This is a genomic window from Stenotrophomonas sp. 22DLJC03, assembly GCF_056861405.1.
Genome location: NZ_JBSPUG010000003.1, coordinates 382,356 through 405,288, shown reverse-complemented (window position 1 = coordinate 405,288; position 22,933 = coordinate 382,356). Strand labels below are relative to the sequence as shown.

At 67.4% G+C, this 22,933-nt stretch carries 18 protein-coding genes; 8 read left to right on the top strand and 10 right to left on the bottom strand.

Annotated features, from left to right (window positions below; translation table 11 throughout):
* Positions 1-14: 14 nt before the first annotated feature.
* Genes AC13GA_RS12510 through AC13GA_RS12500 form a run of 3 tightly spaced genes read right to left on the bottom strand, consistent with a single transcriptional unit; the run spans position 15 to position 3,088 of the window.
* Entirely contained in the window at positions 15-1,766 is a 1,752-nt protein-coding gene (locus tag AC13GA_RS12510; RefSeq protein ID WP_482998253.1) for a bifunctional alpha/beta hydrolase/class I SAM-dependent methyltransferase, read from the bottom strand.
* 34 nt (positions 1,767-1,800) lie between these two features.
* The gene (locus tag AC13GA_RS12505; RefSeq protein WP_046986050.1) at positions 1,801-2,418 is read right to left on the bottom strand and encodes a CDP-alcohol phosphatidyltransferase family protein; all 618 of its coding nucleotides are present in this window, start codon (positions 2,416-2,418) and stop codon (positions 1,801-1,803) included.
* A gap of 46 nt (positions 2,419-2,464) precedes the next feature.
* Positions 2,465-3,088: a hypothetical protein gene (locus AC13GA_RS12500; protein WP_046986051.1), complete on the bottom strand. Its 624-nt coding sequence runs from the start codon at positions 3,086-3,088 to the stop codon at positions 2,465-2,467.
* A 189-nt stretch (positions 3,089-3,277) separates the two neighbouring features.
* Between AC13GA_RS12500 and purH the strand changes: the two genes are divergently transcribed.
* The 3 genes from purH to purD are packed head-to-tail and all read left to right on the top strand — an operon-like array spanning position 3,278 to position 7,099.
* The gene (gene purH, locus AC13GA_RS12495) at positions 3,278-4,861 is read left to right on the top strand and encodes a bifunctional phosphoribosylaminoimidazolecarboxamide formyltransferase/IMP cyclohydrolase (RefSeq protein ID WP_426355008.1); all 1,584 of its coding nucleotides are present in this window, start codon (positions 3,278-3,280) and stop codon (positions 4,859-4,861) included.
* Positions 4,862-4,878: 17 nt separating this feature from the next.
* Positions 4,879-5,757 (top strand): hypothetical protein, encoded by an 879-nt coding sequence (locus AC13GA_RS12490; RefSeq protein ID WP_482998252.1) that lies wholly within the window; start codon positions 4,879-4,881, stop codon positions 5,755-5,757.
* Between the two features lie 58 nt (positions 5,758-5,815).
* Complete coding sequence (gene purD, locus AC13GA_RS12485) at positions 5,816-7,099, top strand: phosphoribosylamine--glycine ligase (protein ID WP_482998251.1); 1,284 nt, start codon at positions 5,816-5,818, stop codon at positions 7,097-7,099.
* A gap of 139 nt (positions 7,100-7,238) precedes the next feature.
* Here purD and rpoH read toward each other — a convergent pair whose 3' ends face one another.
* The gene (rpoH, locus tag AC13GA_RS12480; protein ID WP_006397457.1) at positions 7,239-8,114 is read right to left on the bottom strand and encodes an RNA polymerase sigma factor RpoH; all 876 of its coding nucleotides are present in this window, start codon (positions 8,112-8,114) and stop codon (positions 7,239-7,241) included.
* A gap of 357 nt (positions 8,115-8,471) precedes the next feature.
* On the opposite strand from rpoH, the gene AC13GA_RS12475 reads away from it, so the two are divergent.
* From AC13GA_RS12475 to AC13GA_RS12465, 3 genes are all read left to right on the top strand, one after another.
* Positions 8,472-8,864, top strand: a complete 393-nt coding sequence (locus tag AC13GA_RS12475) for a BlaI/MecI/CopY family transcriptional regulator (protein ID WP_482998250.1) — start codon at positions 8,472-8,474, stop codon at positions 8,862-8,864.
* Positions 8,861-10,390 (top strand): M56 family metallopeptidase, encoded by a 1,530-nt coding sequence (locus AC13GA_RS12470; protein WP_136639411.1) that lies wholly within the window; start codon positions 8,861-8,863, stop codon positions 10,388-10,390. The genes AC13GA_RS12475 and AC13GA_RS12470 overlap by 4 nt, the downstream gene beginning before the upstream one ends.
* 130 nt (positions 10,391-10,520) lie before the next feature.
* Positions 10,521-12,056, top strand: a complete 1,536-nt coding sequence (locus AC13GA_RS12465; protein ID WP_482998249.1) for a serine hydrolase domain-containing protein — start codon at positions 10,521-10,523, stop codon at positions 12,054-12,056.
* A 37-nt stretch (positions 12,057-12,093) separates the two neighbouring features.
* Here AC13GA_RS12465 and ung read toward each other — a convergent pair whose 3' ends face one another.
* The 5 genes from ung to rhlB all read right to left on the bottom strand — a co-directional run bounded on the left by ung (position 12,094) and on the right by rhlB (position 17,242).
* Positions 12,094-12,807: a uracil-DNA glycosylase gene (gene ung, locus AC13GA_RS12460; RefSeq protein WP_005419723.1), complete on the bottom strand. Its 714-nt coding sequence runs from the start codon at positions 12,805-12,807 to the stop codon at positions 12,094-12,096.
* Positions 12,804-13,646: a response regulator gene (locus AC13GA_RS12455; RefSeq protein WP_012512286.1), complete on the bottom strand. Its 843-nt coding sequence runs from the start codon at positions 13,644-13,646 to the stop codon at positions 12,804-12,806. Before AC13GA_RS12455 ends, ung begins: the two co-directional genes overlap by 4 nt.
* A gap of 7 nt (positions 13,647-13,653) precedes the next feature.
* Positions 13,654-14,601: a permease-like cell division protein FtsX gene (gene ftsX, locus AC13GA_RS12450; protein ID WP_012512287.1), complete on the bottom strand. Its 948-nt coding sequence runs from the start codon at positions 14,599-14,601 to the stop codon at positions 13,654-13,656.
* Between the two features lie 2 nt (positions 14,602-14,603).
* On the bottom strand, positions 14,604-15,290 hold the full coding sequence (ftsE, locus tag AC13GA_RS12445) for a cell division ATP-binding protein FtsE (RefSeq protein ID WP_005419728.1): 687 nt from the start codon (positions 15,288-15,290) through the stop codon (positions 14,604-14,606).
* A 227-nt stretch (positions 15,291-15,517) separates the two neighbouring features.
* Complete coding sequence (gene rhlB / locus AC13GA_RS12440; protein ID WP_046986056.1) at positions 15,518-17,242, bottom strand: ATP-dependent RNA helicase RhlB; 1,725 nt, start codon at positions 17,240-17,242, stop codon at positions 15,518-15,520.
* Positions 17,243-17,752: 510 nt separating this feature from the next.
* Between rhlB and trxA the strand changes: the two genes are divergently transcribed.
* Together trxA and rho are read left to right on the top strand one after the other, a co-directional pair.
* Positions 17,753-18,082 (top strand): thioredoxin, encoded by a 330-nt coding sequence (gene trxA / locus AC13GA_RS12435; protein WP_005411275.1) that lies wholly within the window; start codon positions 17,753-17,755, stop codon positions 18,080-18,082.
* A 232-nt stretch (positions 18,083-18,314) separates the two neighbouring features.
* Positions 18,315-20,066 carry a transcription termination factor Rho gene (rho, locus tag AC13GA_RS12430; RefSeq protein WP_136639414.1) on the top strand — a complete coding sequence of 584 codons (1,752 nt, stop codon included), beginning with the start codon at positions 18,315-18,317 and terminating at the stop codon, positions 20,064-20,066.
* 155 nt (positions 20,067-20,221) lie between these two features.
* Here rho and AC13GA_RS12425 read toward each other — a convergent pair whose 3' ends face one another.
* Entirely contained in the window at positions 20,222-22,753 is a 2,532-nt protein-coding gene (locus AC13GA_RS12425; protein WP_295379553.1) for a glycoside hydrolase family 3 protein, read from the bottom strand.
* Positions 22,754-22,933: the final 180 nt, after the last annotated feature.

Below are 22,933 nucleotides of genomic sequence, written 5' to 3'. Positions count from 1 at the left end.
AGCGAGCGTCGCCATCACGCGGTCCGGCGCGCCAGCGACACCGTGAAGATGCCGAAGTCGTCGATGCGCTGCGCCACCTTTTCGAATCCAGCCAGGCGCACCAGTTCATCCATTTCGTGCTGGGTCCGGCGGCGCATCACCCACGCTGCGCCACCGCGGTGGCTGGTCAGCGCACGCGCGATGAACTCCAGCTGCGGATGCCACGGCTGGCCGGTGTAGGCCAGGTAGCCGCCCGCCGGCACCGTCGCGGCAATGCCCTGCAGCGAGCGCAGCACGGCGTCGTTGTCGGGGAACAGTTCGTACAGGCCCGACACCACCGCCAGCGTCGGTGCAGGGTCCACCGCTGCCAGCTGCGCGGGATCGAACGCATCGCCTTGCTCGAAGCGGGCGATGTCGGCCGCACCAAGGCGCTCGATCAAAGCCTGACCCTGGGTCACGTTCAGATCGCTGAAATCACGCAGCACGATGCGCTCGGCGCGCTGTTCGCCCGTTCCCAGCGCTTCCAGCACGTAGCGGCCGTGGCCGGCGGCCACGTCCATCACGCGCACCGGCGTGCCCTGCCCACGGAGGCGCTGGGCAGCATCGCGCAGCAGTTCCTGCAGGTGCTGGCCGCGCACGCGGATGCCACGCCAGCCGATCGCGTCCAGATAGTTGCGGTCAACCATCCGCCCCAATGGACCTTTGCCTCGTGCTTCGTCGCGATAGATGTAGTCGAGCGTACTGCCCGAATCGAAACCGGTCTGCAGGCCCAGCGCGATGCCTTCGGACAGCGTGCCGCCGAAACGCAGGCCACCGCGTACCACGCGCCAGCGCAGGTCGGCCAAGCTGTTGCGCTCCGGTGGCCAGGCCAGGATTTCCGATTCCTCGAAGGTTGGCCCGTGGCGGTGCGCATCACGCCGTGACAGCTCGCGCAGCGGTTCGGCGAAACGCGCCCGGATGAAGCTGCGGATACGCACCAGTGCCGGTGCACGATCGCGCTCGCCCAGCGTGTCGTGGAAGAAGCCCGGCAGATGCACGCGCTCCTTGATCGGGCTGGACAGGCGCTCGTAGAAGCGGTCCTGCGGCGTGCGGTGCACAACGAAGTCCGAACCGGACACCAGCAACTGCACCGGCACACTGATCGCCTGCGCATCGGCCACGACACGGTCGGCGGCCTCGTACAGGCCCAACAGCACGCGCACCGAAATCGGCCGGGTGATCAGCGGGTCGGTGCGATAACTTTCCACCCGTGCCGGGTCATGCGTCAGCCACTGCGGCTTGACGTAGCTGTTGACGAAGAAGTTGCCGCGCAGCTTCTGCATCAGGGCCAGGCCCGCACGTGCGAATGGCACGTACAGCTTCACCTTGAACGCCGGCGAAGCCATCACCAGCGCGCGCAGGCGTGGTGCGTAGTCGTGCACCCAGGTCGCGGCGACCACGGCGCCCACGCTCTGCGCGATCACCACGATGTCCTCCACCGCGATGCCATGCTCGGCGCCGATGTGGGCGATGAAGCTGTCGAGGTCGCGCACCAGCGCCGGGAAGCCCGGCGCATCGCCGCGTGCGCCCGGCGAACGGCCGTTGCCACGTGCATCCCAGGCGAAGAAGGCGGTGTCGGGCAGGTCGAGTTCGTCAACCAGATGGGTCACGCGGCCGGAATGCTCATGGCCGCGATGCAGCAGCACGATGGCCTTCGCTGGCGTGGTTGTCGTGGCGCCCGGCCAGTACCTGTAGAACAGCGGTACCTGGTCGAAGCTGTGGAATTCCCGTTCCTGCGCCTGACGCATGCAATCTCCTGATTGTCTTTTTGTATCTGCTTGATTAGTTCGGCGAAACCGCCGCTTCCTGCAGTCCGCGCCGCACGCGGTTGATCATCGTCACCGCGCACAGCACCGCCATCGCGGCGGCCACGCCAGTGACCGTCATTGCACCGCCCCAGCCGAGCGCCAGCAGCAGGCCCAGCGCACCGATGACGAAGGCGCGGTCGCTCTTGCCCATCGGACCGTCATAGCGACGGCTGGCACCGACCATCAGCCCCAGCACCCCGGCGTACTCGCTCAGGGCCGCGGTCCAGGCCAGCAGCCACAGCGCTTCCGGGCGCACGCCCGGCACACTGAGCAGGCTCAGGTACAGCGCCGCGTCGGCGATCACATCGCACAGCTCGTTCAGGTAGGCGCCCAGCCGCGACTGCTGGCCGAACTCGCGGGCCAGCATGCCGTCCACGGCGTTGAGCGCCATGCGCAGCAGCATCCACAGTGGCAGCAGCAGGTACAGCAGGGGCTGGGCCGGCGCACAGCACCACACGGCGGCAGCCACCAGCAGCGAGACCACGGCAGCGGCCACGGTCACCGTATTGGCGGTGATCCCCATGCGGTACAGACCGCGTACGGCCGGACGCAACAGGTCCTGGAAACGTCCTTTCAATGCATAGATCGACATGATCCGTACCTGCTGATCCTTGGCAGTGCGGGCACAGCCTACCCCATCAAATGCGGTTACCGGCAAGTTCGGGCTGGCCCAGCCAGTCATGCCATGGCAGCCCAGGATCGATATGCCGGCACAGCCAGACCACGTCATGGCTGCGCTGCAGGGCATTGCGCACCGCCTGCACGGCCCGCTCGCGTGCTCCTGCATCCGCGAACCCCGCCTGCAGCGACAGCAGCCGGTAGACGCCCCCGCGCGAGCGCTGGAAGTGGATGATGCCGCCGGCAGGCAGCACGATCGCCCCCTCATCCAGCCCATCGGCGTACAGATACAGCTCGAAAGGCTCCAGCCAGTGCTGTGCTTGCATCACCCACAGCAGCTCGGCCAACCCAGGCGCGCGCCGATGCAGCGCGATGGCATCGCCATACCAGCGCTTGTCGTCATCCAGGTAGACCTTGAACTCCAGCCGCCGCCAGCGCCGGCGTTCGCGGCGCTGCACGTCCCAGGACAGGATCTCGGCCTGCTCGCCCCAGCGCTCTGCGGCTTCGGCCTGCAGCGTCGGCACATCGGCCTGGGCGCACCAGGCCGCGCCTTGGCCACAACGCGCATGGCGCACATAACGGGCCAGGAACAGCAGCGCCCCTTCGGCATCGAGGGTGGCCTGCAGGCGGTTGGCAACGGTCACGGGACGGCATCCTGCACACGGGGAACAGGCGGCACCGTGCCGTGCCCAGCGGTGGCTGACAAGCCCGCGGGCCGTGCCCATTACGGTCAAACCGGCTTTGGACGCAGCGAATCTGCCCCGGCAGCACCCGCCACCGGGCCCCAAGAACTACAATATCGGCCCCGCTCCGCTGCCGATTGCCCTGTCCCCATGACTGCTGATCTGTTGCCCGTCCGTCGGGCCCTCCTCTCCGTTTCCGACAAGACCGGTCTGGTCGAGCTGGCCACCGCGCTGGCGGCACGCGGCGTGGAGCTGCTGTCCACCGGCGGCACCGCCAAGGCGATCCGCGATGCAGGCCTGGCCGTGAAGGACGTGGCCGACGTCACCGGTTTCCCGGAAATGATGGACGGCCGGGTCAAGACCCTGCACCCGATGGTACATGGCGGCCTGCTGGGCCGTTCCGGCCTGGATGACGCGGTGATGGCCGAGCACGGCATCGGCGCCATCGACCTGCTGGTGCTGAACCTGTACCCGTTCGAATCGGTCACTGCCAAGGCCGACTGCACCCTGGCCGACGCGGTCGAGAACATCGACATCGGCGGCCCGGCCATGCTGCGTTCGGCGGCCAAGAACTTTGCCCGCGTGGCGGTGGCCACCGACCCGTCGCAGTACGCTGAGCTGCTGGCCTCGCTGGAGGCCAACGACGGCCAGCTGTCGGCCACCACCCGCTTCGCGTTCTCGGTGGCCGCGTTCAACCGCGTCGCCCAGTACGACGCCGCGATCAGCAACTACCTGTCGGCGGTCACCGCTACTGACACGGCGGTGCCGGTGCGTGCCGAGTACCCGGTGCAGATGAATTCCACCTTCGTGAAAGTGATGGACCTGCGCTACGGCGAAAACCCGCACCAGAGCGGCGCGTTCTACCGCGACCTGTACCCGGTGCCGGGCACGCTGGCCACGTTCCAGCAGCTGCAGGGCAAGGAGCTGAGCTACAACAACCTGGCCGATGCCGATGCGGCGTGGGAATGCGTGCGCCAGTTCGACGCGCCGGCCTGCGTCATCGTCAAGCATGCCAACCCGTGCGGCGTGGCGGTCGGTGCCGGCAACGGCGATGCCTACGAGTTGGCCTACGCCACCGACCCCACCAGTGCCTTCGGCGGCATCATCGCCTTCAACAAGCCGCTGGACGCGGCCACCGCCAAGGTGATCCTGGACCGCCAGTTCGTGGAAGTGCTGATCGCTCCGGACTACGAGCCGGCCGCGCTGGAATACGCGCAGAAGAAGGCCAATGTGCGCGTGCTGCGCATCCCGCACGGCGACGGCCTGAACAATTTCGACAACAAGCGCGTCGGCTCAGGCCTGCTACTGCAGTCCTCCGACAACCGCGGCATGACCCGCGACGAGCTGAAGGTGGTGAGCAAGCTGGCGCCGACCGACAAGCAGTTCACCGACCTGCTGTTTGCCTGGAAGGTGGCCAAGTTCGTGAAGTCCAACGCGATCGTCTATGCCAAGGACAACCGCACCATCGGTGTCGGCGCCGGCCAGATGAGCCGCGTGTACTCGGCACGCATCGCCGGCATCAAGGCCGCCGATGCGAACCTGGTGGTCGAGGGTTCGGTGATGGCCTCCGATGCGTTCTTCCCGTTCCGCGATGGCATCGATGCCGCGGCTGCCGCCGGCATCAAGGCGGTGATCCAGCCGGGCGGTTCGATGCGCGATGCTGAAGTCATCGCTGCCGCCGACGAACATGGCCTGGCCATGGTGTTCACCGGCGTGCGCCACTTCCGCCACTGATTGCTGGAGCGACACGGATGTCTGCAGTCTCTTTGAAACCGCTTGCCGTGCTCGCCTTCGCTGGCACCGCCCTGCTGGCCGGCTGCAAGCCGGCTGCCGAACCCGCATCTGCCCCCCAGGCAGATGCGGCAAAGCCCGCCGCCAGCGAACCGGCGGCGCATGTCAGTCGCACCGCGCGTCTGCAGGCGTTCCTGACCGGGCGTTACGGCAAGGACGCCAAGCTTTCCGGCCAATGGCGCGGCAGCTGGACCCAGGACGATGAAACGCGCGCGATCGACTGGCAGGTCTGCGCCGAGCAACCGGTGGTGAGCGGTGACAGCTGGCAACAACTACTGGCGGTGTGCGGTGCGCTGGTCGATGGTGCGCATATCGACCCGGGAACGATCGAGTTCTTCGTGCTGCAGCCCAAGGGCGATGGCTTCGGGATAGCCAGCGAGCTGACCGGCGAGCGCTTCGGCAGTGGTGGCCAGCCGGGCACCGCCAGCATCATCCGCGCCGGCAGCGATTTCTACGGCTTCCGAGTCGAGGATGGCTGGTTCGGCCAGGGCTTCTCGCTGCTCTCGCAGACCCTGGTCCTGCCGGGCCCGAAAGGCCTGACCAGCACCGGCAACGTGCGCAGCCACATCGACAACGACGCCCAGTACGAATGCGAGAACGTCGACGCGGCCGCCGACCCCGATACCGCCGAAGACTGCCGCACCCGCCGCTTCAGCATCGATTTCGCCCTGCGTTTCGACGACAGCGACCGCAGTGCGCGCATCTGGCCACTGCTGATCGAGGAATCCGGCAACACCTGCGGCGGCAAGCGGGTGCGTCAGGAGCACCGCTTCACCCTGGACCCGAAGTCCTGGACCTACTCCTTCCCCGAATCGCTGCGACGCGAAGGCTGCGAATGACGCACACGCGCCGCCGGGGACCTGGAACTTCCCTTCCCACGCAATCTGGAATCTCGTGATGAACGTACTTGTCATCGGCTCTGGCGGCCGCGAACACGCCCTGGCATGGAAGCTGGCCCAGTCCTCCCGTGTCACTGAAGTGCTCGTGGCGCCCGGCAATGCCGGCACCGCCAACGAAGACAAGTGCCGCAACGTCGCGGTGAAGGTGACCGATATCGACGGCCTGCTGGCGTTGGCCCAGGCCGAAGGCGTGGCGCTGACCGTGGTCGGCCCGGAAGTGCCGCTGGTGGCCGGCGTGGTCGACCGCTTCCGCGCCGCCGGCCTGCGCATCTTCGGGCCGACCGCCGCTGCCGCGCAGCTGGAAGGCAGCAAGGCCTACGCCAAGGACTTCCTGGCCCGCCACAACATTCCGACCGCGTTCTACGCCGTGCACACCGAGGTGGACGCCGCGCTGGCCTACATCCGCGAGAAGGGCGCACCGATCGTGGTCAAGGCCGATGGCCTGGCCGCCGGCAAAGGCGTGATCGTGGCGATGACCCAGGTCGAAGCCGAAGACGCCGTGCGTGACATGCTCTCGGGCAACGCATTCGGCGATGCCGGTGCCCGCGTGGTGATCGAGGAATTCCTCGACGGCGAGGAAGCCAGCTTCATTTCGATGGTGGACGGCGTGCATGCACTGCCGATGGCCACCTCGCAGGACCACAAGCGCGTCGGCGACGGCGACACCGGCCCCAACACCGGCGGCATGGGCGCTTACTCGCCCGCTCCGGTGGTCACGCCGGAGGTGCACGCCCGCGTGATGCGCGAGGTGGTGAACCCGACCGTGCAGGGCATGATTGCCGACGGCATCCCGTTCACCGGTTTCCTCTACGCCGGCCTGATGATCGATGCCAGCGGTGCGCCGAAGGTGATCGAATTCAACGTGCGCTTCGGCGACCCGGAAACCCAGCCGGTGATGCTGCGCCTGCAGTCGGACCTGGTGGACCTGGTGGAAGCGGCGATCGATGGCCGCCTGGACCAGGTGGATGCGCAGTGGGATCCGCGCCCGTCGCTCGGCGTGGTGCTGGCAGCCAAGCCGTACCCGGAAACGCCGATCACCGGCGAGGTGATCTCCGGCCTGGATGATGTGCCGGCAACGGCCAAGGTGTTCCATGCAGGAACGACGCTGGATGCGCAGGGCCAGGTGCTCAGCGCCGGTGGCCGCGTGCTGTGCGTGGCGGCGTTGGGCGACAGCGTGCGCGACGCGCAGGCGAACGCGTATGCGGGTGTGGCGAAGGTGACCTGGGCCAACGAGTTCCACCGCAACGACATTGGCTGGCGCGCGATCGCACGCGAGGGGTGAGGCCGGCGCCGCTGCCACGCATGGCGTGGCCGTACGGGCGCCACACCGCCGGGGTAGATCCACGCCATGCGTGGATGAGCCCCACAAACGAGAAAGGCCCGGCGATGCCGGGCCTTTCTTCGTTCCAACGCCCTCCCGCTTACGCGGTGAACAGCGCCTTCATCTTCTTCAGCGCGTTCGCTTCGACCTGGCGGATACGCTCGGCCGATACGCCGTACTCGTCCGCCAGTTCCTGCAGCGTCACCTTGCTGTCGGCATCCAGCCAGCGGCGGCGGATGATGTCGCGCGAACGCGCATCCAGTTCGGCCAGGCCTTCGCGCAGCAGCTGCATCTGGTTGTCTTCGCTGTCCGCACGTTCGTAGGCCATCGACGGGTCTTCGTCGTTGGCCACCAGGTACGCGGCCGGCGACGGCGGCGCGTGCTCGTTGTCCTCGTCGGTCGGCGCATCGAAACCGATATCGCGACCGGACAGGCGCGACTCCATTTCCATGACCTCGCGCTCGGACACGTTCAGGTCCTTGGCCACTGCGCTCACTTCAGCCGCGTTCATCCAGCCCAGGCGCGTCTTCGACTTGCGCAGGTTGAAGAACAGCTTGCGCTGCGCCTTGGTGGTGGCGACCTTGACGATGCGCCAGTTCTTCAGGATGAACTCGTGCATCTCGGCACGGATCCAGTGCACCGCGAAGGAGACCAGGCGCACGCCCATCTCCGGGTCGAAGCGCTTGACCGCCTTCATCAGGCCGATGTTGCCTTCCTGGATCAGGTCGCCCAGCGCAAGGCCGTAGCCGTTGTAACCGCGGGCCACGTGCACTACGAAGCGCAGGTGCGAATGCACCAGCTCGCGGGCGGCGTCCAGATCGTTGCCGTCGCGGAAGCGACGGGCCAGGTCCTGTTCGTCATCGACCGACAGCACCGGGATCTGGTGCACGGCACCGATGTAGGCGTCCAGCGAACCGAGCGCACTGGGAATCGGGAGATTGTTTGCCACAAGGGCAGTAGAGGTGTTCTGGCTCATAGGCACCCATCTTAGCAGTCCGGGATTTGGACTGCTAAAGGAGGAAAAAGTTCCAGCATCCTATTGATGCAACACTGGTCCCAAACAGAGCCCTACCGTAGCGCGATTTGATGACAGTGGCGAGCACGCTTTTCGGGATTCACAATCCCTTGGAATTCAATCAATTACCCACCGGAAACCGGCGATTTCCGGTCAAGCGGAGCTGAACGGGCCGTCCTGGAGGTCCATTCAGGCCAGGAGACGTTGCCCGGTGTTCAGGCCCGAGGGCTGAGGGGTGACCCTTTACTACTAAGAAACCCGTTGACAGCCACCCGGCGACATGCTCCGATGCATCAACTAATTCATACGTAGAAGCGCATGGCCCGCCCTGTCTCGCAGAATCCCACTCCCGCCGAGCAGGCCATCCTGGACATCCTCTGGGACAAGGGCGAAGCGTCCGTGCGCGATGTGGCGGATGTGCTCGGCCAACACAAGCCGGTCGCGTACACCACGGTGCTGACCATGTTCAACGTGCTGGCGAAGAAAGGCTTTGTCAGTCATCGCCAGGAAGGTCGCGCCTACATCTATCACGCCACGCTCAGCCGCGAGCAGGCCCGCCGGCAAGCGCTTGACCATCTTCTGCATCAGTTCTTCGACGGCTCACCGAACGTGTTGGCACAGCACCTGGTGGACGAACGCGAAATCGACCGCACCGAACTGCAGGCACTGCAGCAGCGCGTCAGCGATGCCAGGGCCGGGAGGAAGGAATGAACCTCATCGACCTGGCGATGGCATTGGGCGTACGACAGTTGCTGTTGTCCGCAATCGTGCTGCTGCCCGCGCTGTGGCTGGCACGGCGGCGGGCCCTCAGTGCCGAACAACGTTCCTGGCTGCTGACCGCAGCGATGGCAGCGGCCCTGCTGCTGCCACTCAGCGCCTTCCTGCCGGGCTGGTCGACCACCCTGCCCGCACCGGCACCGCCCGCGGCCGCGTTCCACCCCATGCCCGGCGAGGGGGCAACGGCGGAAGAAGCCATCTTCGAAGCCGGACGACAGCCCGACATCTACTACGTCGAACTGCCGAAGACCCTGCCGACACTGCTTGCACTGCTGTGGCTGCTGGGCACCCTGTGGCTGGGCATGCGCCTGCTGGACGCGACGCTGCACGCACGCCGGCTGCGGCGGCTGGCGCAACCGGCGACCGCCGGACTGCGCGCGGTCCTGGCCGACATCGTGCCCGCCCACGTGACGATCGCCACCTGCGCCGTCGACGGGCCGATGGTCGTCGGCCTGTGGCACCCGCAGATCCTCCTGCCCCGCCCCTTGCTGGCACGCCTGGACAACAATGTGCTGCGCGACATCGTCCGCCACGAGGTTGCACACCTGCAACGGCGCGACCTGTGGACAAGCACGCTGCTGCGGGCGGGAACAGCACTGTTCTGGTGGAATCCGCTCCTGCACCTTGCCCAGGCACGCCTGGCGGTACTGCGCGAGATGGCCTGTGATGCACGCGCTGCGATGCAGGCACGCGAACCGCTGGACTATGCAGGTTCGCTGCTGGCCAGCGTCGAACAGCTGCAGGCCCTGCGCGAGGAGGCGCCGACGCTTGCACTGGGTATGTTCAGTGCGCGCAGCCAGCTGGCGCAGCGCATTGATCAGCTGGTGGACGCCGGGTCACCCACACCCCGGCACCGCAGCCTGTTGGGGCTGGGCCTGCTGCTTCTGCTGGCCTGCACCGGCACCGCCGTGGCCATCTCACCACGGCTCGCCCCATCACCGGCTGCCAGCGCCTCCGATACGCGCGTCATCAAGCTGTTCCAAGCCGCCAGCACGCATGACGTCGCGCAGGTCCGTCTGTTGGCGGCGGCCGGCGTCGATCTTGATGCGCGCGTGCTCGGTGATGGCACGGCGCTGATCCAGGCCATCCGTGCACGCGATCCGGCGATGGTCGACACGCTGCTGCAACTGGGCGCCGACCCCGATCGTGCCGCGCTGGGCGAAGGCAATCCGTTGATCGTCGCCTCCGCGTTGGGCCTGCAACCCATCGTCGAGCAGCTTGTGCAGGCTGGTGCCGACGTCAACCGGGTCGTGACCTATGACGAGACACCGCTGATAAATGCCTCGCGCGAAGGGCACCTGGTCACCGTGCAGTACCTGCTTGCTCACGGCGCCGACATCAACCTGGGCGTGGAAGCCGACGGCTGGCTGGGGCGCTGGCGGACACCGCTGAACCAGGCTGGCAACGCGGCCGTGCGCGATTACCTGCTGGCGCAGGGCGCCCGCCGCGAACGACGCTGACGCCTCCGCCGCATCGCCTCCTGCGCTGCGGCGGTAACCCGTTCCACCCGCAACGACTGGACGCGACAGGCGTGCGTGGCACCGCGTGCGCCGATCCCGCCCTTCTTCCACTCCTGCAAGGATGTCGATGATGAACCGCCTGTTGCTGTGTTCGCTGCTGGTCTCCCTTGCCCCGTTCCACGTGATGGCCACTGACGCCAGCGCTGAAGACGCTGCGCGCTTTGCGCAGGCTATGGCCCATGGCTTGCGCCCCAGCACCGCGCAGCTGGGCGCCGCGCTGCCGCAGTGGTCGATCGAAGAACGCCTCGCCCACTACAAGGTACCGGGTGCCGCCGTTGCGGTGATCCGCGATGGGAAGGTGGTCTACGCCGCCGGATACGGCCTGCGCCAGGCCGGCACGCGCGACGCGGTGGATGCCGATACCGTGTTCTCGGTCGGCTCGGTCAGCAAAATGGGCACTGCGGCAACCACCCTGAGGCTGGTTGCTGCCGGCAAGGTCTCGCTGGAGGAGAACATCGACCATCGCCTGCGCCGCTGGCACCTGCCTGCCGATTCGCAGGGACAGCACCCGCCGATCAACCTGCGCATGCTGCTCTCGCACACTGCCGGCTTCAACGTGCATGGCTTCCAGGACTACCAGCCCGCCGAACGCCTTCCGACCTTGCTGCAGACACTGGATGGAATGGCGCCTGCAAAGAATGAACCGGTACGCCTGATCCACGCACCCGGCCAGCAGGTCGACTATTCCGGTGGCGGCTACACGGTGGTGCAGCTGGCGATCGAAGATCTGACCGGCAGAGCATTCGCTGAGGTCGCACAACGCGAGGTGTTCTCGCCACTGGGCATGTCGCGCAGCACGTATCGGAATCCCTTGCCTGCCGGCTACGGCAACGTTGCCCATGCGCACGACAACAAGGGCCAGCCAGAGGCCCTGCCACGCGGCTGGCAGAGCTTTCCAGAACAGGCGGCGTCGGGGCTGTGGACCAGCGCCAATGACATGGGCCTGTTCGTCGCGGCCCTGCTGCGCAGCATCCGCACCAAGGATGGATGGCTGCCGCAGTCGTTGGCCCTGCAGATGGTCAGCGAAGTGGCACCGGCCGGCCGTGGCCTGGGCCCGGAGCTGGCCGGCGCTGGCGCCAGTCGCCGCTTCTTCCACAACGGCAGCAACGACAGCTATCACGCAGGCATCGAAGGCTACCCCGAGAGCGGCGATGGATTCGTCATCCTGACCAATGGGGACAACGGCCCTGCGCTGCGTGGGGAGATCCGCAATGCCCTGTCCGATGCACTCGGCCACAACGCCAAGCCGGTCATCCGCACGCTGGATCCCGCATTGCTGGTGGATGGCTATGCGCGCTTCAGCGGCCGCTTCGTACTCGATGAAGCCCTGCCCATGGATCTGCGCAGTGGCCTGGCCGATTGGTTCGACGCCGCCACCCTGGACGTGCAGGCGGTCGATGCTGGACTGCAGTTGCACCTGCCCGGGCGTGATGCACCGGTCGCACTGCAGGCGCTGACGCCCGTCCGCTTCCTGGCAGGCAGTGCGGGCGCGGAACTGCTGTTCCATCGCGGCGGCGATGGCACCGTGCAGGCATTGAGCGTGATCGCCGAAGGCGCGCGCGCCTACTATCGGCGCGCGGATATCGCGCCAGCAGCGGGCCACTGATCCATCGCTGGCGGCGCCGGGCTACCGCCCGGCCCGCTCAGAGCGCAGAACGCGGCGGCAGCGACCAGTCGATCGGGGCCTGCCCGCGACGCTGCAGGTACTCGTTGGCCATCGAGAAATGGCGGCAGCCGAGGAAGCCGCGATGGGCCGACAGCGGCGACGGATGCGGCGACTTCAGCACGCGATGGCGGCGGGTGTCGATGACCTTGCCCTTCTGCTGCGCGTAGGCGCCCCACAGCATGAACACCAGCCCTTCGCGCTCGCGGTTGAGCACGTCCACCACGTGGTCGGTGAAGCCTTCCCAGCCGCGCCCCTGATGGGCGCCGGCCTTGCCCTCTTCCACCGTCAGTACGGCATTGAGCAGCAGTACGCCACGCTGGGCCCACGGAATCAGGCAGCCATGGTCCGGGCGCGGGATACCGAGATCGCTCTCGATCTCTTTGTAGATGTTCAGCAGCGACGGCGGCACCGGCACGCCCGGCGGCACCGAGAAGCTCAGCCCATGGGCCTGGCCACGGCCGTGGTACGGGTCCTGGCCGAGGATGACCACCTTCACCTGCTCGAACGGCGTGGCATCGAACGCGGCGAAGATCTGCGGGCCGGGCGGGAACACCGCCGCGCCACTGGCCTTGCGCTGGCGCAGGAAGCTGGACAGCTCGCGCATCTGCGGCTGCAGCAGGTAATCGCCGACATGCTGCTTCCAGCTCGGTTCCAGTTGGATCGTCGGGGTGTCGGCTACTTCATCCATCATCGAATCAGGGGTCCATCATTCAATCGGGCCAGCCGCAGCTGGAACAGCACCTTGGTGACCAGCAGCCGTTCTTCGATCGGCTTCAGCACCAGGTCGTTGGCGCCGGACTGCAGCAGCCCGGTCTGGTTGTGCGGATTGCCATCGCCGGTCATCACCAGCACCGGCAGGCGGCGCTTGCCGTAGCCGAAGTCCACGCGCACGCGCTGCACCACGTCGCGGCCGCTCAGTTCACCCTTCAGGGTGACGTCGGTCAGCACCAGGTCGATGCGGTGGCGGCTGCGGCCCAGCGACTCGGCGGTGAGCAGGGTGAACGCCTCTTCGGCGCTGACCACGTGCAGCACGTTCAGCTGCTGGCGTTCGAGCATGCGCTTGGTGGCCTCGGCCACCACGCGGCTGTCCTCGATATAGAGGATGGTGGCGCCGGGAATGGTCTGCGGCTGCACATAGCCGCGGATGAAGGTCGCCAGTGCCTCATGGCCCAGCGCCTTGTCGAAATAATCGGTGACGTACTCGGTGAAGCGGCGCTGCTCCAGATGCTGCTGGGCATCGCCGGAGACCACGATCACCGGCACATAGGCCTGGCCAGCGGCTTCGCGGATCATCCGCGCCAATGCCAGGCCGTCGCCATCACGCAGGGTCAGCGAGGTGGTCACCAGGTCCACCGGACCCTGTGCCAGCGCCTGCTGCGCTTCCTCGATGCTGTCGCAGCCGATCACCTCCACGCCCGGCAGGTCACGCCTCAGCACGTCGGCGATCAGCTTGCGTACCAGCTTCGAGCCATCGACCACCATCACCCGCGTCGCGGGCCCCTCAAGGTGCTTCAACGCTTGCGGTTGCATGCCGGTCTCAGGTGTCGGTCGGTCGGGTCTGGCGCAGGAAATGGCCGGTCACCAGCCACGCCCCCAGCCAGCCCAGCAGCAGCGTGCCGAGCAGCACCAGGCCGCCATGCAGCAGGTCCAGGCCGTGCAGCACGAACGGGCTGCCGTAGCTGCGCGAAAGTTCGGCCAGCGGCATGCGCAGCGCGGCACCGGCGGCAGCGATCAGGGCCAGCGCCACTGCGCCAGCGCCCAGGCCATACCAGGCGCCCAGGTACAGGAACGGACGTCGGATGAAGCCATCGCTGGCGCCCAGCAGCTGCAGCACGCCGATCTCTTCACGGCGGGCCTGGATGTCCAGGCGCACGGTGTTGCCGACCACCAATGCGGCACCGACACCAAGCAGCACCGACAGCACCTGCACCAGCCGCGCGCCAAAGGCGAGCCAGGCATCGAGGCGCTGGCGCCACAGCGCATCGTGTTGCACCAGGTCGGCCTCGGGCAGGCTTTCCAGCGCGCGCGCCAGGCGCGCATCGTCCTTGCCCTGGCCGGGAGTGATCACCAGCAGCGAGGGCAGCGGATTGTCGTTGAGCGCGTCGATCGCCTCGCCGAGGCCGGCATCGCGCAGTTCCTGCAGGCCCTGCTCGGGCGTACGCACGTTCACTTCGGCAACGTCGTCGCGGTCGCGCAGCTGCCCGGCCAGGCGCAGCGCGCCGGGGCCATCGACATTGCCCTTCAGGAACACGTTGATGTCGCGCGACTGCTGCACGCTGCCGGCGAACTGCTTGAGGTTGTCCAGCGCGATCGACAGGCCCAGCGGCAGGGCCAGCGCCAGCGCCATCACCATCACCGTCAGCAGGGTCGCCCACGGCTTGCGGCAGGCGCGGCCCAGGCTGAACACCACGCTGTGTACGTGGTGCTGGAACCAGACACCCACGCGCGACGGGGCGGCGGCTTCGCTGTTTTCGTTCTTCGCCATGGTTACTCCGCCAGGTCCTGCGGCGAGATGTCATCCACCAGCCGGCCGTGATCGAGGATCAGCACGCGCTTGCGCATGCGGCGCAGCAGCGGCAGGTCGTGGCTGACCACCAGCACGCTGGTGCCGCGCGAAGGCAGCTCGGCGAACAACGCCATGATCTCCGCCGCCAGGGTCGGGTCGAGGTTGCCCGTCGGCTCGTCGGCCACCAGCAGCTTGGGTTCGCCGACGATGGCGCGGGCGATGCCGACGCGCTGCTGCTCACCGGCGGACAACTGCGAGGGCAGCGCCTTCTCGCGATGGCCCAGGCCCATCCGCTCCAGCACCGAGCGCACCCGCTTGTTGATGTCGCCACGGCGGGTACCGCGCAGGATCAGCGGCAGTGCCACGTTCTCGGCAATCGAGCGGTCCATCAGCAAACGGTGGTCCTGGTAGACCGCACCGACCGCGCGACGGTGGCGGGGCACATCGCCGCCGCGCACCTTCAGCAGGTTGCGCTCGTCGAACACCACCGCGCCGCGGCTGGGCCGCTCGTCCAGGTGGATCAACTTGAGCAGGGTGCTCTTGCCCGCACCGGAATGGCCGGTGACGAACAGCATCTCGCCCGGCGCGACCTCGAAGCTGACATCGGTCAGCGCCTCGTGGCCACCGGCGTACTGTTTGCTGACATTGTCGAAGCGCAGGACACTCATACCCCGATTATGCAGGAGCGGCGCCGCGGATCGGTAGCGCCGGGCCATGCCCCGCGGATTTTTCGATCTGCCGCTGCGCTCGCCGGGCATGACCCGGCGCTACCTGCGGCATGAAGGCTGTAGAGCCGAGCCAATGCTCGGCTCGGTGGGTGCCGACCGTTGGTCGGCACACCCTTCAAGGTCGCCCGACCAACGGTCGGGCGCTACCCGCTGATCGGCGGCGCCGATCAGCTGCCCGACAGCATCCGGCGGATCTTGCGGCCGATGCGGGTCAGGAACGAATCACCGGTATCGGCGGCGGTGCGCACCGGCTTGGCCACCACCTGCACCGGGGTGACCGGGCTGGCGCCATTGCCGGCCGTGGCCTGCACGCCTTCGGCGCCTTCGACCGGACGGCCGTGGCGACGACGACGGCGCTTGCGCGGCTTGTGCTCGCCATCCACTGCCACGTCCGGTGCACCTTCGGCACGCGGCGGGCGCGGCGGACGCGGGGCCTGGGTCACGGCAGCCTCGGCGCCAGCAACCGGGGTGGCGGCAGCCTGCTCGCCTTCCACACGCGGCTTGCGCGGGCCACGCGGGCGACGTTCGCCGCTGCGCTCGCCGTCACGACCACCGCGGCCACCGCCACTGCCTGAACGGCCGCCACTACGGCCACCGCCCCGACGCTCTTCCTCGGCGGCGCGGGCTTCGCGCGCTTCGCGGAAGATCTGGCCGACGCTTTCGTTGTCATCGCCTTCCTCGCCTGCCGCCGGGGCCGGGCGTTCCGGGCGCGGCAGCGGCGTCAGCAGTTCCTTGGTGACCGGCTCGGACGGAATCTTCTGCTCGATATAGGCTTCGATGTCCGGCAGGCCCATCGCGTAGCGCTCGCAGGCGAAGCTGATCGCATCGCCTTCTTCACCCAGGCGCGCGGTACGACCGATGCGGTGCACGTAGTCTTCGGCATCGAACGGCAGGTCGTAGTTGTAGACATACTTGATGCCGTCGATGTGCAGGCCGCGCGCAGCCACGTCGGTGGCCACCAGGATTTCCAGCTGGCCCTTCTGGAAGCGGTTGAGCAGGCTCTCGCGCTTCTTCTGCGGCACATCACCGGACAGCACGCCGACACGGTAGCCGGCCTTTTCCAGCGAACGGGCCACGCGCTCGACGAACACCTTGGTGTTGACGAAGACCATGGTGCGGGCGCCTTCGCTGCGCGACAGCAGGCCCAGCAGCAGCGGGATCTTCTCGTCGTCGGCCGGGAAGTAGATGCGCTGGCGCACGCGGGCGGCGGTGATGGTCTCGGCCTCGACCACCAGCTTCTGCGGCTCGTTCATGTGCTCATAGGCCAGCTCCAGCACGCGGTGGCTGAGGGTGGCGCTGAACAACAGGGTCTGCCGGGTGGTGCGCTCAGGCATGCGGCGCAGCAGGAAGCGGATGTCCTTGATGAAGCCGAGATCGAACATGCGATCGGCTTCGTCCAGCACGCAGATCTCGCAGGCGTGCAGCGAAACCACCTTGTGCTGCTTGACGTAGTCGATCAGGCGACCCGGCGTGGCGATGATCACGTCCACGCCCTGCTGCAGCAGCTCGCGTTGCTTGTCGTAGTCGACGCCGCCGTAGACCAGCGCGAAGCGCAGGCCCAGGTCGGAACCGAACTTCACCGCGTCCTTGTGGATCTGGATGGCCAGTTCACGGGTCGGCGCAAGGATCAGCGCGCGCGGGTCTTCCGGCTTGCGATCGGCCAGGGCCGGACGGGTCAGCAGGCGGTTCACGACAGCGACCAGGAATGCCAGCGTCTTGCCGGTGCCGGTCTGGGCCTGGCCGGCAACATCACCACCGGGCAGCGCGACCGGCAGGGTCAGCGCCTGGATCGGGGTGCAGCGGGTGAATCCGGCTCCTTCAAGGCCAGCCTGCAGGGCCGGATGCAGCTCGAAGGAGGAAAAGGTCAAATCGGTCAGCGGTTTGTCGCTCATGAGTCCGTCTTGGTATGGCCACCGGCCAGCGGGCGGGCGGCACTGCATCGTCTGGGGGCACCGTCGCAAACTGCGGCCCCTGCGGCGGGTCGGCGGGCCGGGACCACCGGGTCCGCGCGCCGCTCAATGTTCCAGTTTAACGCACTCGGGCCGACAAACCGGAATGACGCGTCTCACCACGCAGGGAGACGCTGACCCTTCACCCAGCAACACCGGACTTGAACAGCCCTGCCAGAGGCGCTGGTGTCGCCCGCTGCCAACCCCATGTACAGGAGGACAGTGAAATCCGACACATATCAGGCATCGAAGCGATCACGATACGCTGGGTTCCAGCCGGCGCCTGTCCCTGCCCTGCGATAGGGGTACACTGCCGGCCGTGAGCGTCCAGGCATCCCGCCGAACGCACCGCGGCAGTGCGCCGCGAGGCAACGACGAGGGTCGCGCCACCGGGCATGGCCCAGTTCACCCACCTCCGGCATCGCCGGGTGCAATCCAAGACGAGAAACCAAGATGAGCGACAAGGTTGTACATGTCGGCGACGCCGACTTTGATAGCGCAGTGCTGAATTCCAAGGAGCCGGTGCTGGTCGATTTCTGGGCCGAGTGGTGTGGCCCGTGCAAGATGATCGCCCCGGCGCTGGACGAACTGGCCGACGCCTACCAGGGCCGCGCCAAGATCGCCAAGGTCAACGTCGACCACAACCGTGCGCTGGCCGCCAAGTACCACGTGCGCTCGATTCCGTACCTGGTCGTATTCAAGGACGGCGAGAAGGTCGGCGAGCAGATCGGCGCGGTGGGCAAGGCCCAGCTGGCCGGCCTGCTGGACAAGGCTCTGGCCTGATCCTGCGTGACAACACCGGCGGCCGCCACCCGCGGCTGCCGGTGGGCGCATACCGCGCCAGCATGAATGCAGTTCCCGGTGACCCTTGCACGGCGCCGCGGGCCGATGATAGTGTCGGCATATCCGGCCGCGTTCGCGTGCCGCACCCTCTGGACGCAGTTTCTTCCAGACCCATTCCCAACGTTCGCCGCCCCAGCCGGGCGCTCGCACCTTCAAGCGAGGAATAACGCTCTTGTCCGATAACACTCCCGAAACCGGCAGCGCCGAAGCGCCCGCCGAAAAGCGCGTGCGCAAGCCCCGCGTAGCCAAGGCTGCCACTCCGGCCGCCGCCGAAACCAGCGCCGCCCCGGCGCAGCCCACCCTGCCGCTGGCAGCCGCGCCCGAAGCGCCGGCACCGGCTGCAGCGCCTCCCGCGCCGAGCGCGCCCGCCGCCGAGGCGCCTGCCAGCAGTGGCGGCGGTGACAGTGGTGAGGGCCGCGAATCCGGCCAGCCGCGGCAGCAGAACCACCAGGGTGGTGGCCAGAACCAGAACCCGTACAACCAGAACCAGCAGGGTCAGGGCCAGGGCAATCGCCGCGACCGTTTCCGCAACCGCCGCGATCGTGATCGCAACGGCGGCGGTGGCGGTGGTCGCTTCCGCGATGACGGCATGCCCAACGACAACGGCGAGCAGCAGCCCTTCGTGCCGCGTCCGCATGCCAGCGTGCCGGAAGGTTTCCCGGTCTACTCGCTGAGCGACCTCAAGCGCATGCCGGCACAGAAGCTGCTGGAGATCGCCGAGCAGCTGCAGATCTCCGAAGGCGTGGCGCGCGCGCGCAAGCAGGACGTGATCTTCGCCCTGCTGAAGGTGCTGACCCGCCATGGTGACGGCGTTGCCGCCGACGGCGTGCTGGAAATCCTGCCGGACGGCTTCGGCTTCCTGCGCGCGGCCGAAGCCAGCTACCTGGCCGGCCCGGACGACACCTACATCTCGCCCAGCCAGATCCGTCGCTTCAACCTGCGCACCGGCGACCACCTGTCCGGCCGCATCCGCTTCCCCAAGGACGGCGAGCGCTACTTCGCGCTGTCGATCGTGGACACCATCAACGGTGAGCCGCTGGAAGCATCGAAGAACAAGGTGCTGTTCGAGAACCTGACCGCGCTGTTCCCGCGCCGCCGCTTCACCCTGGAGCGTGGCAACGGTTCGTCGGAAGACATCACCGGCCGCATCCTCGACCTGATGGCGCCGCAGGGCAAGGGCCAGCGCTCGCTCATCGTTTCCCAGCCGAAGGCCGGCAAGACGATGATGATGCAGCAGGTGGCCACGGCCATCACCACCAACCATCCTGACGTGCACCTGATCGTGCTGCTGATCGACGAGCGCCCGGAAGAAGTGACCGAAATGCAGCGCACCGTGCGCGGCGAGGTCATCAGCTCGACCTTCGACGAACCGGCCGCGCGCCACGTGCAGGTGGCCGAAATGGTCATCGAGCGTGCCAAGCGCCTGGTCGAGCACAAGAAGGACGTGGTGATCCTGCTGGACTCGATTACCCGCCTGGCCCGCGCCTACAACAACGTGGTGCCGAGCTCGGGCAAGGTGCTGACCGGTGGTGTCGATGCCAACGCCCTGCACCGCCCGAAGCGTTTCTTCGGTGCCGCGCGCAACGTGGAAGAAGGCGGCAGCCTGACCATCATCGCCACCGCGCTGGTCGACACCGGCTCGAAGATGGACGAGGTGATCTACGAAGAGTTCAAGGGCACCGGCAACAGCGAAGTGCACCTGAGCCGCCGCATCGCTGAAAAGCGCGTGTTCCCGGCCATCGACATCAATCGTTCCGGCACCCGCCGCGAAGACCTGCTGATCGAGCCGGAACTGCTGCAGAAGATCTGGATCCTGCGCAAGCTGCTGCATCCGATGGATGAAATGGCCGCGATGGAGTTCCTGCTGGACAAGATGAAGAACACCAAGTCCAACGACGAGTTCTTCGGTTCGATGAAGCGATAAGAGAAAAGCCCCGCACTGCGGGGCTTTTTTTGTTTTCGGGACGGCCCATCCACGCGTGGCGTGGATCTACCGGTAGCGCCGGGCCATGCCCGGCGGAATGCATCACCGCGCGCGGTCACAGACACGCCGGGCATGGCCCGGCGCATCCATCCAGATCACGGGCAGGCCACCGCGCCCTCCGAATTGGCCGTGTTGGCGGTCAGCTTGACCTGGGTGAACGCCGCGGCGAACGGCGTGTCCGCGCTCACCACGAACGGTGCTTCGACCGCGCCCAGATCCACACCCTGCTTTGCAAAACACGCCAGCGGCACGGTCACCGTCTGCTTCTGCCCGGGCGAAAGTTTGCCCAGCAGCGGGGCGATGTCCACTCCCCCTTCGCAGCCGGTGCCACATTGCATGGTCACCTTCACCGGCGATGCCGGGCGCTTCACCAGCTGCACGTCGAACTGCAGTGCGCCATTGCTGCGCGCAAGCGCGCCCAGGTTGCGGCGTGAGGTACTGCGCGCGATCAGCTGCGCCGGGGCCAGCCACGTCACTTCCCTGGCGTCCTGCTGGGTGTTCACCTGCACGGTGCGCACCTGCACCACCGGCGTGGCGGTCGGCCAGCGCAGCGTGGAATTCAGATCGTTGCCCAGCGGCTGGGTGGCACCGGCCGCGGCCACGTGCAGAGCGAACGGCGGGGTGTCGGCGCGGTTGAAGATGGGCAGCAGGGTCACTTCACCGCAGCTGTCCGGATTGGCCTCGCCCAGCGTAGCAACCTTGCCGCTCCTGGCGTAGCTCAGGCCATAGCCCAGCGGGAACAGCGGCGGCTTCTTCGCATCGGGCTGGTCGATCGGCGCCGGGCAAGGCACGCTCGGCCACGGGAAGCTGAGGCGACCGCGGAAGTCATGCGCGGGCGTTCCGCCCTTGCCCGCCACCAGTACATCGGTGACGCCCTTGCCTTCGGTGCCCGGCAGCCAGGCCGCAACGAAGGCGCTGGACAGGTTGAGCAGGTCGTTGGTGTACATCGGCCGACCGGACATGTAGACCGTCACCACCGGCTTGCCAGTCGCCGCCGCGGCCTTCAGCGCGGCCAGATCCTGCGGGTAGGCGCGGCTGTGGCTCACGGTGTCCGAGGCGAGGATGTCACCGTTGGTTTCCGCATACGGCGTCTCACCGATCACCGCCAGCACCACATCGAAGGCCTTCGGATCGACGCCCTGGCCGTCGACGCTGAAGCTGACCTTGTCTGCGCCCAGTTCCGCGCGCAGCGCACCGAGCACCGAATCGGCATTGGGGAAATCGGCGTTGTTGTTCCCGGTGCCCTGCCAGGTCAGCGACCAGCCACCGGACTGGTCACCGATGCTGTCGGCGCCCTTGCCGACCACCAGCACGCGCGCATCGCGGCGCAACGGCAGCAGCTTGCCTTCGTTCTTCAGCAGCACCAGCGATTCGCGCACCGCGCGGCGCGCCAGGTCGCGGTGCTGCACTGCGCTGGCATCACCGGCATAGCGGCTGTCGGACGGCTTGCGCTCGAACAGCCCGGCGCGCAGCTTCACCCGCAGAATGCGGGTGACTGCATCGTCGATGCGTGCCACCGGGATCTCGCCGCTCTTGACCTGCGCGATGGTGTTGTCGATGAACGCCTTCCAGTCGTCGGGCACCATCACCATGTCGATGCCGGCGTTGATGGCCTGCGCGCAGCTGTCGTTGCGGCAGCCGGGCACCTGGGCGATGCCGTTCCAGTCGGAGACAACGAAGCCGTCGAAGCCCATCCTGTCCTTCAGTGCATCGGTCAGCAGTGCCTTGCTGCCGTGCATCTTGCCGTAGTCGATACCGGCGGCGCGGTCGTTCCAGCTGTTGAAGGACGCCATCACTGTCTGCGCGCCTTCGGCCAGCGCGCCGTAATACCCCTGTGCATGCACGTTGATCATCGTCGCCTTGTCGACCAACGCCTCGCCCTGGTCGCGACCGTTGTCGGTGGCGCCGTCGCCCAGGTAGTGCTTGGCGGTGGTGATCACGTTGCCGTCGTCGTGGAAGCGACCCTGCGCGCCCTTGACGTAGGCATGGGCGAAGCTGCGGATCACCGCCGGATCGGACGAATAGCTTTCGTAGGTGCGCCCCCAGCGCGGGTCGTGGGCCACGGCCAGGGTGGGCGCGAACACCCAGCCGATGCCGGTGGCGCGCACCGAACGCGCCGTCGCCTCACCGATGCGCTCGATCAGTTCCGGATCACCGGCCGCGCCCAGGCCGATGTTGTGCGGGAACAGGGTCGCGCCCAGCACGTTGTTGTGGCCGTGCACTGCGTCCGTGCCCCAGATGACCGGCACCGGCGTCTTCGCGTCTGTTGACAGCGAGGCGGCGTGGTACGCATCAGCCAGTTTCAGCCAGTCCTGCGCGCTGGCGTGCTTGTCCATGCCCGGCCAGGAGCCGCCGCCGTTGAGCACCGAACCGATGTAGTAGCGGCGCACCTGCTCGGGCGTGATCGTCTTGATTTCCGCCTGGGTCATCTGCCCGATCTTCTGCGCCAGCGTCATCTGCGAAAGGATCTTCTGCACGCGGCTTTCGATGTCCGCGTCGGCGGTGATCGCGCTCTGCACGTGCGGCCAGTCCTGCAGGCGTTCGCCGCTGGCCGGTGCGGCACCGGCGGGCGCGGCAAGGGCCGCCAGCAGGCAGCTGGCAAGAAGGGTCTGGGTGGGGCGATTCACTGGGTTCTACCTCCGTGGATGAAGTTCCTGGCGTGCGGGGCTGCAGCAGCACGACAGCGCGGGCACCTGCGTGCCGTTCCTGACAGCGCTGTCATATAAGCCCGCTCCCGTACTGTCAATCGTTGCTCGTGCGCGCTGTGGTGGCCGCCCCTCAACCACGGGCCCCGGCACATCACAAGC